At 62.4% G+C, this 17,283-nt stretch carries 1 protein-coding gene (cut by a window edge); it reads left to right on the forward strand.

From position 1 onward, the window contains the following. On the forward strand, positions 1-17,283 hold the 5' portion of the coding sequence (locus A3A9_RS40195; RefSeq protein ID WP_033839016.1) for an LEPR-XLL domain-containing protein. Its footprint extends 12,363 nt past the window's final position; the window shows 17,283 of its 29,646 coding nt (coding positions 1-17,283); the start codon lies at positions 1-3; the stop codon falls past the right edge of the window.

Genomic DNA, 17,283 nt, shown 5'->3' on the forward strand with positions numbered 1-17,283 from the left:
ATGGCATTTCCGTTCAAGTCCGAAGGCATTTCCGGCAAGCCTATTTCGCATAGGCGAGCAAAGCTGTCCGAAATCTTGCGGGCCAAGCTGGAACGCCTGGCCAAAGGTTCACGCGTGCAGCGCGAATTCGCAGACCGCGTTCGGCTGATCTTCGATCCGCTGGAGCCGCGCCTGCTGCTCAACGCGGACCTCAATGTGAATCTGGCTACCGATGGTCCGAACGTAGATCACGAAATCCTCGTGCGGCTGCTCGAGGAAGTGCAGACCATCAACAATGTCGCGACGACAGTCCAGCAGGTGCAGATCATCGACCAGACCGATGGCGGCAAGGTGCTTGCCTTCGGTGATCTGAGCACCATCAATGCCAGCGCCAACACGTCGTCAATCTCGATCACCGGCGGCAGCGGCAGGGATACGTTAAAGATCGACGAGGATTCGTTTGGAGGGCACACGCTTGCGAAGTCCATCCTGTTTGATGGCGCCGGCGGTGACGACAAGGTTGTGTTCGACAGTTCCGCCGACGCCGCCTGGACGCTGAGCGGCAATAATGCCGGCAGCATCAACGGCGCCAAAGTCGATGTGAATTTCTCCAATACGGAAAACCTGAAGGGCGCTGACGGCAACAACGATACCTTCACCATCCAGGCCGCCGGAAAACTCAGCGGCACGATGGACGGCGGCTTCGGTGGCCATGACACGATCGTCTATTCAGGCGTCACAGCGAGCAGCGCGGCGCTGGGAGCGAACGGCTCGGGAAAGGTGACTTTCACGAATCCGAACGGCTCGACGCTGGCCTTCGAGAACATGGAGCCCTTTACCGTCGGCGGCGGTATTCAGGTTGTTGATAGGTCGGCGGCAGTAAACGCCTCCAGCAACAAGAACGTCACGATCACCGGTTCTGGAGCTAATCTTCAGCTGAGCATTGGCGGCGGCGCGGCACAGACCGTTGCCAACGCCAGCAGTTCTGTCTGGCTCTATCTGGGCGACAACACCGCCGTCACCACAATCAATTCGCTGCCGAATTCGCCCAGTTTCTCGCTGATGGTCGATGCAGGAGACGAGATCGACGTCAACACAAGCCTGACAGTTTCGGGCACGCTTGGACTGAGCGCCGGAAAGATCAATATTGGCGACGTCAATCACTCGACCGTGATAAGCGCTCAGTCGATTGATATTGACGCCGTGGATTGGGCGCGCACGTCGCTGGATGCCGCCGGAATCGTGTCGACACTCAGCGCAACGACCGCTACGTCGGCCTCCATCACCTTGGCCGGTTCGCTGACCGCGGCCGGCTCTATCAATATCTCCTCGCAGGTGTCGAACACGGTCAAGGCGCACGGCAAGGCGCTAACCAGCTTGCGATCCATCGTCGCGACGCTGACGAATACGTCGAGTGTGACACTTGCGGCGACTGCCTCGGTCACGGGTTCTGCGGTCAACATGGCTGCCAATACCAGTGTCGATGTCGACCTGATGATCACCGAGGTGCCGATCCCCAATCTGCTTGGCCTGACGGAAGTCGTCGTTCCCGACAGCGTTCTTGCGCTCACCAGCATACCTGCGGACACGATCGCCCAGATCAAGGCGGTCACAGCGGACAATCCGCTTGGCGTTTTCAGCACCGCCTCGCAGGCCTTCAACGACGCACTGTCGCGTGGCGAGATCACCATGGAAGACCTGGAAACGATGGCGAAGAACGTCGTCAGCGGGTTCACCAATTCACAGGTCGCGTCCGACGTTACGGTTACCAACAACACGACGATGTCGGTCGACGCGGCGGCAAAGATCATCCAGACCGGCGGCACGATCAACGACGGCGTGACGGATGTGAAGATTTCCGCCGTCGACGACAGTCGCGTTACGGTCGGGCTGCAGACGGAAACCGACGTGCTGATCCCGGGCACGGAGGGGATCGTCATCTTTTCGGCGATCGGCTCGGACACCAATGTCACCAGGACAACCGCCGTCACCGTTGGTCCGGCGACCGCCGACGTCGCGACGCATCCGACAACGATCAGCGCCCATGGCGATGTTGCGGTTGCTGCGTCCAGTGAAGGTGAGGTACGCAACGCCATTATCTCTGGTTCGCTCGGCTCAGTTACCAATGTCGCCTCCGATTCAACAAAAGCTCTGGTTCGTGGCATCACCGGCAACGCCGGCGGCCTCGCAGTTACCGCCGACAGTGCGACCACCTACCGCTCGACAGGTCTCGATTCGGAGAACCGCGTCACCGGCGAGACCAGCGCGGGAATAGATGAAAGTGTCGTCAACGCGGGCGCCGGCGGCGTTTCGGTGCTGGCCGGTGACTATTCGACGTTCATCGCGATCGCTACGCCGTTCCAGCCGCGCGTCAACCCCGATGACACAGCGCCGTCGACGCAAGTCGCGCGTGTCAGCGTCATCAACATGGTCACCAAGACCACCGCAGCTTCGATCTCGCAATCGGACGTCAACAGCGACGGCACGGTTACGGTCGCGGCGATAAACCAGACGAACCTGCTCGCCTACTCGTCCACCTCGCCAGTCGGCCAAGATGACGGTGCCCCGGTCGTCGCCAAGACAGCGGTCGCCGGCGTGCTTGCCGTCAACGTCGTCAATGGCTCGACCACGGCAACGATCGATCTCAGCGATGTCCAGACGACCGGCACCGCCGATGTCGTCGTTTCGGCCACCGACAACAGCTTTGTCGACGCAACCATCTATGTCGACATCGATGGTCGCGGCCCGGTCAGCCTAGCCATGGGCTCGTCAAAAGCGGTGACCGGGCTGGAGGCGCTCAACGTCATCGGCTTCAATGTCGGCAGCACGGCCGCCGCTCTCGCCAAGGCGACGCTCGATGTACTGCTCGGCACCCAGTTCTGGACCAACGAGCAACCTGTTAAGGTCAACGCCACGATCTCGGATTCCGTCGTCGCGGCGGCCGGCGCGCTGATGGTTACGGCGCTTTCAAAGGGCGTCGTCAACGCCACGGTCAGCAATGCCTCGCGCAATGTCTCCGAAGGCGGGATTCTTTCCAGCAGTGCAAAGTCAATCGCCGCTATCTTGTCGAGCAACCAGGTCAGCCGGCTTGCATCGGCGACGATCGACGGCGGTTCGACTTCCAAACTGGTCAGCGCAGGCGGTGCCCTCGACGTTAACGCCTGGGACGACACCACGATCAATTCCAACACCAAGATCGAGACGGCGGCGATCGCCTCGAGCGACGGCGGCCTGCACGCGCTTGCCGACCTGTTTGATGACGGGCAGAAACCCGACGCTGACCGCTTGCTGACCGACGACAAGGTGGTGCCGCTGGCCTATGGCACCAAGGTTGGCCTCGACTACGATGTGAAGACCGACGGCAGCACGGGGTCGATCGATGTCAAGAGCGGCGATATCGTCTATGTGTCGGTGCTGGGCGGCGCTGGCCATCTCTACAAGTATACCGGCCCCGACAAGCATATCGATTTCGCACACAGCTCCACTACCGTCGATTTCGCCACCGATCCTGATTTTGTCCTGCTGACCGGGGAACGCGGGCAGACCTTCACCTATCTGGGCGCCGACAATCCGACGCTGGATTTGACCGACCCGACGCAGGTAGATTTCACCGACAAGGATCTGTGGAAGGCCGATCTCGACTATTCGATACTCGATTTCAACCTGCGCGCGACCGGCGGCAGCGCGATTGGCGCCGCCATTGTGTTCAATGACGTGCGTGGCGGTGCTACCGCGCTTATCAACGATGCCAAAGTCCAGGCTGCCGCTGTCTCTGTGACGGCGGATTCGACCGGCACCATCCAGGCCATGGCCGATGTGCTCAGCGAAGTGGAGGGCGGATCGCCCTTCGACCAGGATGCGCTGGTCCAGAAAGCGCTCGGTTCGGTCAAGGGGTTCCTGTTCAAGGCCGGTGCCAGTAGTGGGCAGAGCGCGGTGGTCGCCACCAACCTGATCCAGGGCCAGACCTCCGCCAAGATAACCGGCGCCACCATTGGCACCAGTGCCAACAAGGTTGGTGACGTCACCGTCCGGGCCGAGAACCATTCGTTGATCGAGTCCGAAAACAAGACCGTCGCCGAAGTGGGGGAAGGCGAGAAGGCCGCTGCTTTCCAGATCGCCAACAACACCATCGGCTGGGAACGCGGCAACTTCCTGTTCAATACGGTGGAGACGCTGCTTGGCGACGTGGTCGCCGATGTTGCCGGCGCCACGGGTGACACCAACACGTCGCTGCGTCATGAAAACCCGTTCAACGTTGAAGCGTCGATCACCGATTCCGACATTGTCTCCGACGGCGACGTTGTCGTCGAAGCGGTTTCGGGCGCACTGGTCTCTTCCGAAATCACCAATGAAGCCTCGGCTTCCGTTGAAGCCCTGTTCGATGGGGCGACGACCGGCTATGGCGCCGTCATTTCCGGCAACAAGGTCAGCAGTACCGCCACCGCCTTAATCAGCGGCGGCACCGTCGTCGCCAAGACGGTCGCGGTCAGTGCCACCGACGAGGCCGGCATCGAAGCCACCACCGGCCTTGGCGTCAGTTCGCAGCTCGACAACACCAATGGTGTCAACATCGTCAACGAAATCGCTGGCGACATGCTGAACGACTACAAATACACGACGAAGTCGGGGACGCCTTCACTCAACCTGGGCGACACCGTTCGTATCAGCGACGCTGACGACTATGCGGGCACGGGCGAGAAGGGCGGCATCTATCAATATATGGGGCCGGACAACACGCCGGTTAATCTGGCGACGGCCGATTTCGACGATTTCGGCCTGTGGAAGAAACTCAACACCGACAATCTGATCCCGGCGGACCTGGCCAAGACCGGTCTGATGGCGGCCGGCATGTCGGAGAAATCCGTGGTCGGCAATGCCACCGGTACAGGCGGCATCTTCGCGCGCAACCAGGTGACCAGCAACGTCACCGCCAAGCTCATCAACACGGCGGTGACGGCTCTTGGCGCGGTTTCGGTAAAGGCGGACGAGTCCGCGACCATCGAATCCAGCGACACCAGCGTCATCGATTCCTGGGACACCAAGAGCGGAGTCTCCGTCACCAACACTGTGCAGGGGGGCGCTTCGGCTTCGGTTGAAAACACCTCGGTCACCAAGGCGTCGGGCGCGGGCGCCGACAACAATCTGACCGTCGAGGCGATCACCGAAGCAACGATCGAGGCCACCGCGCTTAGCCAGGCTTACGGATCGGGAGGCGTCTTTGGCTTCGTGCTGGCCTTCAACGCGGTCGGTTACAAGCCGCAGAACCTGTTGTTCGACGCGGTCGACACGCTGATCGGTTCGCCCGAGGTCGGCAAAGCGCTCGGGTTGGAAACCCCGGTGCTGACCACGGCTTTCATCAAGAATTCCGACATCGAGATTGCCGGCGACATCGATCTGTCGGCCGAAAACAACGCCGGCATCACCGCCACGACCGGCGACGAAACGTCGATGGACTGGACGAACACGTTCACGCCCTCGGCTAAATACGGTGTCAGCGGTACGGCCGCCGGCGCGATCCTGGCCAGCAACAAGGTCAGTTCAGGCGCCTCCGCCTATATCGACAACAGCGACGAGCCACTGGCGACGGTTACCGCCGGTGAGATCGGCATAAACAGCTCCAACGCAGCAACCATATCGGCCGATATTTCGGTGGTGTCGACAGCCGCGCCCGGCAGCACGCTCGGTGCGCTGGAGGATGTCGTCGGCCATGCCGCCGATGCGCTTGGCGCTGGCGACTACAACTTCACCAGCAAGTCCGGATCGCGCACGGTCGAGAGCGGCGACAAGGTTCGTGTCGCGCTCGACTATGCCCCGACGGTCGCACATCCAGGCGTTCACAAGGGCGAGGTCTACAAATATATCGGCAGCGCGACGTTCACGGGCGACCTGGCGCAGGTCGACTATTCCGACACGACGAAATGGCAGCAGCTGAAGACGTCCGACTTTGAGGACATCTTCTTTCCGGCTATCGGCAATGTCGTGACCACCAATTCCAAGGCCATCGGCCTGTCGATCGCCTACAACGACACGCGCGGCGATTCCAAGGCCTACATCAAGGGCGCCACGGTTACCGCCGAGGAGGGCGATTTGACCGTCGCCGCTGTCGGCGCCTCGACGATTACCGCTTATACGACCAACACTGTCTCGGCCGCCGGCGGCAGCGGTATCGACGGCAGCGGTGACGTGCTCGGCTTTAACGGCCAGATCGATACCAACGTCGTTCTGGGCAAGACCTCTGCCTCGATCGAGAACAGCACGGTCACTGCGGGCGGTGATCTGGTTGTCTCCGCTGACAACGATGCACGCATCGACGCCCGGCTTTATGCCTCGGGCGCGTCGGGCGCGACGGCCGTGGGCGTCACGCTCGCCTACAATTCGGTGGGCTGGGAAGCACAGAACATCCTGTTCAACACGCTGGACACGCTGATCGGTGCGCCTTACCTCGCCGACAACGCGTTCGACGGCAATATCGGCGCTGACGCCACCGCGTCGATCCTGCAGAGTTCGGTCGACGTTGACGGCGGCATCGAGGTTTCCGCCGTCAATCACGCACAGATCAATGCCACGGTCAGCAATGCCGCGGTCACCGAGACGGCTGCGCTTTACGGCGCCTCGGGCGCGTCCTACGGCGCAATCATTTCCGGCAACAAGGTGTCCGGCGCTGCCAAGGCGACCATCGACAACACCGGCACGACAGGCAAGACCATCGCTGCGGGCGATGCCGTCACGGTCACGGCCAATGATTCCAGCGGTATCTATTCCAACTCGAAGCTTACCGTCGAGACGTCGGTTACCAATGATGGCGGCGCGGCCATCATCCAGGAGACGTTGAACGATCTCTACGACGCCGACTATGACAGCAAGCCCGACGCAGGCATCGGTACCAAGGTCCGCGACCTGCAGTTCGGCGACCGTGTGCGCATCGCCGACGACTACGGCGGCAATGTCGTGATCAACCTGAACCAGGTGCTGCCGCCGTCGAAGTTCGCGATTTCGACTGGCGATGCGATCCAGTTCGAGGGCGAGGGCGACGAAAGCGGTCCGATCTACCAGTATAATGGCGCTGACGACATCATCGACCTCGAAGCGCTGGTCGCCGCTGGCGTCGACAATCTCGACCCGGCCGACTGGACCAAGGTCGGCGGCAATGCCGGCAGCATCTACATCTACATGGGCACTGCCGCGAGCGGCTTACACACCGATCTCGCCAGCACCGATTACACAGACCTTGGCTACTGGAAGGAAGCACCGGAAGCGACGCTTCTGCTGCAGGATCTGAATCTCTCCGCCGCGCCGTCAAAGGCGGTCGGCGGCCTGATCGTGATGAACGACGTACGTGGCGGTTCCGACGCCTCGATCAAGAACGCGACGGTCTCCAATACATCAGGCGATGTCCAGGTGCTGGCGTTGGAGAGCGCCACGATCAGCGCCAAGGTCGATACGTCGGTCTCGGCCTCGGGGGGCAGTTCGATCGATTGGGACGGCGACGGCAAGACCGGCGCGACCGATACAAACCCCGGCACCAAACACACACCCGGGGCGCCGGCCGATCCGGCAACGCCGGCAACGCCTGCCGATCCGAAGGAGGAAACGGCAAGCGACAAGGTGCTGGCCATCAACGGCACGATTGCCACCAACATCGTACAGTCGAGCGCGACCGCGACCATTGACAACAGCGACGTGACGAGCAGCGGTGACGTGGACGTCGCGGCCCAGAACGTGTCGTCGATCGTGGCCGATACCAAGAGCTCCGCCTATTCGAGCGGTGGCGACACCGTCGGCGTGACGCTCGCCTTCAATTCGATCGGCTGGAAGGCGACGAACATCCTGTTCAACGGCGTCGATGCGCTTTTGGGTGACGATCTGATCGCGGACGCCTTTGGTGGCCGCAATCCGGCGATGACATCGGCGACGATCATCGATTCCGAGATCGACGCCGACGGCGCAGTGTCGGTTACAGCCGACAACAAGGCATCGATCGACGCCACGGTCAGCAACGAATCCACCTCGTCGTCGACCTCGATTTCGGGCACCAGCGGCAAGGCCATCGGTCTGGTCATCGCCAGCAACAAGGTGGCCAGCGAAGCCACCGCCAAGATCGACAATAGCGGCTCGGACACGCTCGAGGTCAACGGCGACAGCGTCGAGGTTTCCTCGACGGACGATGCTTCGATCACGTCTTCTGGCAACCTTCTGGCGCTGGCCGAAATCAAGAATGACTACGGCATCAGCGTCGCGGCCAATCTTCTCAAGACGCTGACCGGCAGCTACCAGTTCACGACCAAGTCGGGCGCGCAGACGGTCAACAACGGCGACCTCGTCTACATAGACACGACAAAGGGCGGCGCAACAGCTGGCGAGACCTGGGAGTATACAGGATCTGACAATTCCACGGTGAATTTCGATACCGAGGATTTCTCCAGCGGCTGGAAGAAATACATCGTCAACGATGTGATCGACACCATAAACAGCCTGCTTCCGAGTCTCGCCGGGGGCGATGCCATCGGCGTCGGCGGCATGGCGATCCGCAACGATATCGACAGCGGCGCGGCCGCCACCATCAATGCGGCAACGATAATCGCCGCCGGCAGCGTGCTCGTCTCGGCGCTGCAGACCAGCGCCATCCTGGCGGACGTCACCGCGCGGGTGGAAGTCACGGGCAGCGCCAAGGGCAAGTCGATCGCCGTCAACGGCGTCATCGCCACCAACAATGTCGTGAGCCACGCCAAGGCCGACGTCACCGACAGCGATATTTCCGGCGCCAGTCTCGGCGTGAATGCCGAAAGTTCGGCTTCGATCGACGCGTCGATCGATGCCGATACGATCGCCAAGGCGACTGCTGTGGGCATCACGCTCGCTTTCAACACGGTCGGCATCGCCGGCCAGAACTTCCTGTTCAACACCGTTGATGCGCTGCTCGGCACCGACCTTGTCGGCACGATCTACGGCCATGACCCCAATGCGGCAATCGAGGCCAAGATCGACAATTCGAAGGTCGACATGACCGGCGCCGTGACAGTGTCGGCCATCGCGTCGCAGACGATCGATTCGGAAATCTCGAATTACACCAAGACGTTGCGCGGCGGCGCGCCGACGGCGGTCACCGTCGGCGGTGTCTTTGCGCTGAACCGCGTGCAGATGATCGTGGCCGCCTCGATCGAGGATTCCGCCAACATCGATGCCGATGGCGCGCTGACTGTTTCGGCCAGCAACACCGCCGAAATCACATCGCACGTCATCGCGCCGGTGATCGCCATCAACTACACCTACGGCCAGGATCCTGATGGCAAGTCCGTCTCGATCGGCCTGGTGGTCTCGCGCAACGCGGTCGACGCCACGGTTTCCGCCACCATCGACAATGTGGATGATCTCAACGGGGGCAGCGTGTCCGTCACCGCGTCCCAGGCGGGCAAGATCGACGCCACGGCGGCGGCGGCCTCCGTATCGGTGGCTGCCGGTACAGGCAGCGGGCTCGCCGTCGGCGTGGCCGGCACCATCGCCTTCAACACCATATTGGGCGCCGTCGATGCGCTGATCCAGGACAGCGATGTGCAGGCGACCGGCGACGTCACCGTGTCTGCCACCAACAGCGCCGACATCGACGCCACCATAGCGGCGGCCGCCGTCTCGGTCGCCGGAGGTTTCAATAAATCGGGCACCGCCGTTGCCGTCGGTATCGTGCTTGCCTTCAACTATATCGGCTATGCCGGCAGCGTCGAGGCGCCTGGCGTTGCGACGCCGCTGAAGACCGAAGCGCGCATCCGTCATTCGACGGTCGGCGGCAGCAAGGTCGGGGTTTCGGCGACGTCCGACCAGACCATCGACGCACTCACGGTGGCGGCTTCCGTCGCGGTTGGCATTTCGGCATCCGGCAACGGTACTTCGTTCAGCGCCGGTGGGGTGTTTGCCCAGAACAGCATTGCCGCGGACACGACGGCGTCGATCGACGGCGGTACCGTCGCCGGCAACAAATCGACAATCACCGGCGGCGCCGGCGGTGTCGATATCGAGGCGCTCAATACCAGCGAGATCAACGCGCTGGCAGCGGCCGCAACGGTCGCGGCATCCTTCTCCAGCAAGAATGCGACAGCAGTTTCCATCGGCCTTGCCGTTGCGCTCAACGACATCAAGGGCAGCGTCGCCGCCGCGGCCGATCACGCGGATCTTTCCGCTGACGGGGCAATCACAGTCAAGGCGGACAACCACGCCCTGATCGACGCCAAGGGTGCCGCGGCGTCGATAACCGTCGCCTTCTCGGGCAAGACATCCATCGCCATCAGCGGCGCGGGTGCCGCGCTTTCCAACCTCATCGGTGTCGATACGCTGGCATCGATCACCAACAGCAGCATCCTCGACAGCGGCAGCGTCGATGTGGAGGCGCTCAGCGAATCGTCGATCACCGCCACTGTGCTGGCGGCGTCGGCCGCGGTCGGCGGCGGCAATACCGGCATCGGCGCCTCGATCGGTGCCGCCGTCGCCATCAATCGCATCGGCGACTGGACGGTCGAGGAGGCCCTCGATTCAGCCAGCGGCCGCAGCCTGCCGACCGGCAATGCGACGCTTGCCGCCGACGGCACGACCGGGGTCCGCGCATTCATCAGTAGCACCGGTGTGAAGAGCGACGGTCAGGTGACGGTCGACGCGCATTCCACCGGATCGATCGATGCCACCGTGGCGGCCGGATCGGTGGCGATCGCCGGCGGCTCGACCGGCATCGGCGTCAGCGTCGCAGGCGTCTACACGCTCAATTTCGTGGCGGTGGCGACCCAGGCCTATGTCTTGGACGCTGCCAGCGTCTCCGCCGGATCTGTGGACATTTCCGCCAAGGACGAAACGACGATCGACGTGCTGGCTGGAGCGGCCAGTCTTGCCGCCGGCATGGCCGGCACCACGGGCGTAGCCGTGTCGATCGGTTTCGCCATGGCGCAAAACAAGATCGAGAACAACGTCGCCGCCTATCTCAAGAACGCCGACAGCGTGGAGGCCACGGCGGGCAGCATCTCGGTAAGCGCCGAGAATGCGGCCAAGGTCCATTCGACCGTTGCCACCGCCTCCATTTCGGTGGCCATCGGCGGCACCACCGGCATTTCGTTCAGCGGCGGCGGCGCGGTGGCGCTCAACAATATCGCCACCGACACCAATGCCTTCATCGAGGCCAGCACGATCACCGAGGCGGATTCCGTTTCGGTCACCGCCAAGGGCTCCTCGACCATCAAGGCCGAGACGCTCGCGATATCGCTTTCGATCGGTGTCGGCGGGACCGTCGGCGGCGCGGCGTCCTTCGGCGCGGCGGTGGCGATCAACGAGATCGGCCACGGCGAAGCGGACCGCGACCAGGTGCAGGCCTATGTGCGCGGCACCTCCATCGAGGCCACGGGCGCGCTTGCTGTCGACGCGACCTCGACCGAGACCATCGACGCCCTCGTTGCCGCCGGATCGGCCGCGATCGGTGCCGGCACCACGGGCGTCGGCATCAGTGGCGCCGGCGCGGGCGCGCGCAACACTGTTGCGGTGCGGACCGCGGCCTTCCTTGACGATCCGAACGACCAGACCGGATCCATCATCACCGTCGGCTCGGCCGCCATCGGCGCCAGCGATACGTCCCACATCAAGGCGCTCGTCGGGGCGGCCTCGCTGGCCGCTGGCTTCGGTGCCACGGGTGTCGCCATCACAATCGGCATCTCGATTGCGCTTAACGACATCCACAACGACACCTATGCCGGCGTCCTCGATGGCCAGGTACTGACCTCGACGTCAGGCGCGATCTCGGTCAAGGCCACGCAGGGCGCCACCATCGACGCCATCTCGGTGGCGGCATCCATCGGCGTCGCTGCCGGCACCGCCGGCATCGCGTTTTCGGGCGCAGGTGCCGCGGCCAAAAACACGATCAACGACAACACCATCGCCACCGTCGTCGACAGCACGCTGGACAGCGCCGGCGCGGTCACCGTGGAAGCGATCTCGACCTCCGCCATCACCGCGAAGATCGCCGCGCTGTCGCTCGCGGTCGGCGTCGGAGCAGGACCCGGCATCGGCGCCGCCATCGGCGTCTCGGTGGCGATCAACCAGATCGGCAACTGGACTGTTCCCGTCAATCCCGTCGATGCGGATGGCAAGCCAGATCCGACCCGGGCGCCCACCTTCAACGCCGCCAACAGCGGTGGCGTCAGCGCCACCATCATCGACAGCGGCGTGACGGCCGACGGCACGCTCACGGTTCACGCCAAGGCCGACCAGACCATCAATGCCTTGGTGATCGCCGGCGCCGCTGCGCTCGGCGCCGGCACCGTTGGCGTCGGCGTCGCAGGCGCCGGCGTCTACACCGAAAACATGATCGGCGTGCTGACCGAAGCTTCCATCACCGGCGCGTCCGCGGCCGACAAGGCGACGATCCGTGCGGCCAATGTGGGTGTGAGCGCGGAAGACACCTCGCACATCACCGCCAATGCCGGTGCTGCCGCGATCTCGGCGGCCATCGGCAGTGTCGGCGTCAGCGTCAGCTTCGGCGTCGCGGTCGCCAAGAACACCATCGCCAATGACGTCGACGCTCATCTTGATTTCGCCGATGTCGCGGTCACCGACATACCGGTCCACAATCCGACCTACGACACCATCACCCACCTCGAAACCAATGTGCCGACGCATGCGGCCGCTCCGGGCACCATCAGCGTATCGGCAACGGAAGACGCTTCGATAGACGCCATATCCGCCGCCGCCGCCGTTGCCATTTCCGGCGGGGCCGTGGGCGTGTCCGTTGCGGGCGGCGGTGCTGTCGCGACCAATGTAATCTTGGGCGGAACCCGTGCGTACGCACTCGACAGCATGCTCGATGCCGGCGGCGATATTGATTTCAGCGCCAGCAACAGTTCGCAGATCCACGCCGATATCGTTGCGGCTGCGGTCGGTGTCGCGATCGGCGGCGTTTCGGTCGGTGCCTCGCTCGGCTTCGGTGTCGCGCTGAATTCGATCGGATACAGCGTCGGCGGCACTCGCTCGGCCGTCGAGGTCTCCGCCTATCTGCAAGACACCAATGTCGACACCTATGGCACGCTTGGCGTCTCGGCCAATTCGGATCAGTCGATCGAAGCCAATGTAGCGGCAGCATCGGTCGCACTTGCTTTCGGCATGTACTCCTTCAGTGCTGCCGGCGCGGCGGCCACGACGGTGAACCGCGTTGGCGTGAACGTGCATGGCTTCATCGACGGTGGCTCGATCAAGGCCGGCGATGTCGCGATCGAGGCGATCGACTCATCGTCCATTGATGCCTTCGCAGGGGCCGCCGCGGTGGCGATTTCTGTCGGCTTCGGCGGGGGCAGCAGCGCCGTGGCGCTGGGCGTCGCTTACGCGGAGAATCTCATCTCAAACGACATCGCCGGCTACGCCACCGGCACCAACATGACGGTGACCGGGCAGATTCCGGTGCAGTCGAACGGCTACATCTACACAGTGCCTGGCGCGGGACCGACCTTCCTGCCACGCGTGATGCCGGCCTACCAGGCCAACACCGGCACGCTCTCGATCACGGCGCGTGAGAGCGCCACGCTATCGTCGGCTGCCATCATGGCCTCGCTGGCGGCGTCGACCGATATTGGCGTTACTGTCGCCGGTGGCGGTGCGGTTACGAAAAACACCGCCTCGTCGAGCACTTCGGTTTCGATCGCAGGCAGCACGATCAAGGCCAACGGTGCGATCACGATGAGCGCTCGTGACGTTACCTCGGTCGTTACCGAAGTGGACGCGATTTCCCTGGCCATCGGCATCTTCAGCCTGGCGGCCGGCGGGGCATCGGCGGAATCGAATGTGAATTCCAGCGTTTCGGCGAACATTTCCGGTTCTTCCATCACGGCCGGCGCCGTTGATGTCGAAGCGGTCATGACGCCGAAGGCGCGTTCCCAGGCGGCCGGCGTCAATGCTGGCACGGCGGCGGTCGGCGTTTCCGTGGCCAAGGCCTACGTCGACACGCATGTCAGCGCGCAGACCAGCGGCACTACCTTCAATGTTGACAGCCTGCGCATCGCGGCAAGCCAGAATTTGCCGACGGTTGGCGATACCGCCAACGCAAAGGCACAGGGCCTTGCCGGTGGTCTCATCGGTGTCGACGCAACAGTGACCGAAGCGATCAACACCAGCACGGTGGTGGCGCTGCTTGGCGCAGGCACGCTAATCACCGCAGCCCGCGGCGTCAGCGTCGCGGCGCAGAACGACAGCCGGCAGCGCGCCGATTCCAACAGCGCCGCCTACGGGTTGGTCGCCGCCGGCGCCACCAAGGCGAAGGCGCAATCGCTGCAGCATTCCGACGCTAACGGGCAGATCGCCAATACCACCGCGCAGGTGGCGGACAATGTCTTGATCAGCGCTGGCGCCATGAGCATCTCGGCGCTGGGCAGCGACGACAACCAGGCATCGAGTTCGCCGGGCGCGGGCGGTCTGGTCGGAATCGCAGCGGCCGTGGCCGACACAACTTCCAACGCTGTCACGCAAGCCGTGCTGGGCAACAACACACTGATCACCCTGTCTAAAGCAGCGACGCAATTGGCCGGCGAGAGCGCAGCCGCGTTCGCCAATTACAATGTAACGGCCGGCCGTTTCAGCATGACGTCCGACCATCTGGCGCGTGCCAACACGGTCATCGTGACCAGTGCTTACGGCCTGCTTTCGGGGTCTGGCGCCGAGGCCGACAACAACATCAACTCAACGTCCAACGTGATCATCGGGGACGGCGCCAAGGTCACCGCATATGCGATCAACGCCACATCGCTCAACCGCTTCGACAAGCCGAATATCGGCGATAACGTCAACGGCAGCACAGGTGGCCTGGTCAACGGCGCCGGTGTCAGCAGCGACACGCACCTGACGCTCAACACCAAGACGTTGGTCAAGAACAACGCGCAACTCAAGGTCATCGGTACGTCCATAGATGCCGGCGAGTTCACGCTCGCGGCGCGCAACGATATCGCCTACTACGAGAACATTTCCTACAAGGGCGGTGGTCTTGGCTCCGGTATCGGTGCTGAGAGCACGTTCGACGCCGACAATGTCTTTGCCACGGTCCAGATCGGCACCAATACCGCCGTCGACAGCAATGTCGAACTGAATACCGTCGGCGAGATGGATCTCAAGGCCGATACCAACGCAAATGCGGAATTGCATGTCAGCGTCGACAATTATGGCGGTGTGACTGTCTCGGTGGCCGATGCGACCATCAATCTCAGCCCGACCAATAGCATCCTTGTCGGCAATGGATCGCACATCAAGGCGTTGTCCGACGTCAACATGCTGTCTGGGATGGACGCTAACTCCAATCACGACGTCTATCGCGTCGCCGTCTACAGCGACACTTTTGCCGGCAGCGTCATTCCGATCGACCATGTGGTGTCGGACGCATTGCTCTATCAGGAAAACCTGATCACCATCTATGCCGGAGCGCTGGTCGAAACCGGCGGCAATGTCAGGCTTTTTGCCGACAAATCCGCATTCGCCGACATGACGTCACAGGGCAAAGCTGTCAACTGGGCTTCTTCGCTCTCCGGCGCCATCGACAAGGCTTTGGGCGGAAATGCCTACGCACAGTTCGACGGCACGGCACACACCGATTCCCACGCCATCGTCACTGTTGACGGCACGGTCCGGACCGGCCTCAACCGCAACATCGACATCACCATCACGGCGATCGGCGGAACGCAGACGGCTCCTACGATAACCTACAGCGGCGCCGGTTCGGATTCCGTCACGCTGGGCATCGATCAGGCACCGCTTCAGTCGAGCTATTTCGACCTTATCGCCGATGCGGAGGATAAGAAGCTCGAGTACGCCAGCAATCAGGATCTCGTCGATTTCTACAATCGCGAAATCGACCGCATGGTCAGCGAGTTGCAGTTCCTCGGGCTGGTTGAAAAACGGGAAGTTCTGAACCCGGACGGCACTCAGAAGGTCGTCAATGGCGTGCCCCAGTTTGCGCTGCTGCCGGTTCACAAGGACGTGCTGACAATCCACGTCGCGCCCATCCTGGCCGAAGCCGGCTATATCGACATCAGGGCCGACGTGCTGCAGGGGGCCGGCAAGCTCGATGCGCCCGGCAATGTGAGCGTCAAGATCACCAACAACACGACCGCATTCCTGGACATCCAGGGCATATACATCCCCGAAAACAATGGCGGCGTGTACTTAAACGGGTTCCAGAACGAGATTTCGCAGATCGACAGCAGCGCCACCGATCCCGCCACTGTGCGTGCTCTGCTCAATGGCGCGATCGCTCAGCAGAACCAGGCGAACGCCGACGCCGACAATTCGGATGGTCAGCGTGGCGGCGAGCCGGTTCTGGTGCCTGGAGCGGTCAATCTCGACATCACCCGCACGTTTGGAACGGCGCCGGTCAACACCGTGCTCATCAAGAACACGTTGATCGTCAATTCTGATACGAATCCGTGGCCCGGGATTACCATCTCCGGCGATATCGATGCCATTTCGAGCGATGTGACGATCGATAACAGCGTCGGTTCCGGTGACATCACCATCACCGGCAATATCCACAGCGCGTCACTGCATGTCGTTACCTTCGGCATGGTCATCATCGACTTGCCTCCGGGCAGCGTGCTCAACACCGGCGGCGATCCCTATATCGCCTGGAAGCAAATCACCAATCCCGACGGTATGGGCGCGGCGACCAATGCCGACCGCGATGCCGAGCTTGCTAAGCAGCCGACCAGCGGCATTTATGCCAGCCTCATCTCGATCAACGCCGAATATGTGAACCTCAACGGCCTGATCCAGAGCGGTTCCAGCGACTATGTGCTGAACATCGGCGCCAACACGATCGCCGAGATCGACCAGATCAAGGCGGATATTGCCAGCGGCAAGATCCAGGGCGGCAAGATCATGCTGAAGACCGCCCAGTACAACGAGTTCAAGGCGTATTGGGATTCGGACCTCGGCAAGATCGTTATCCAGGAGTTCAGAACGCCTGCCGGATCTATAACGATCACTGGCAAGCTGATGAACACCGGCAACGGGCAGATCAAGGCCCTAGGAGCCTATGTCAACGTCACCGTCAACAATGCGTCTAACTATGACGTGCTGATCAAGCGGATTGACGTTACGGAGCGTGGCCTGGGCACGATCATCCTGAACGACAAGTCGAAGCGTTCCGACGGCGGCTATACGCAGACCTGGTACCAGACGCAAATCGACGGAACAGTAGACGTGCGCGTCGTCGACTTCACGCCGGTGGTCAATCCGCTCGGTGCAAACGGCCAGCCCGAGGCGACCAAGCAGATGGTCGAGACCGGCGCAGTGTCACTCAACACC

Origin of the sequence: Mesorhizobium loti CJ3sym (assembly GCF_000472785.1) — a bacterium.
Taxonomy (GTDB): Bacteria; Pseudomonadota; Alphaproteobacteria; order Rhizobiales; family Rhizobiaceae; genus Mesorhizobium; species Mesorhizobium loti_E.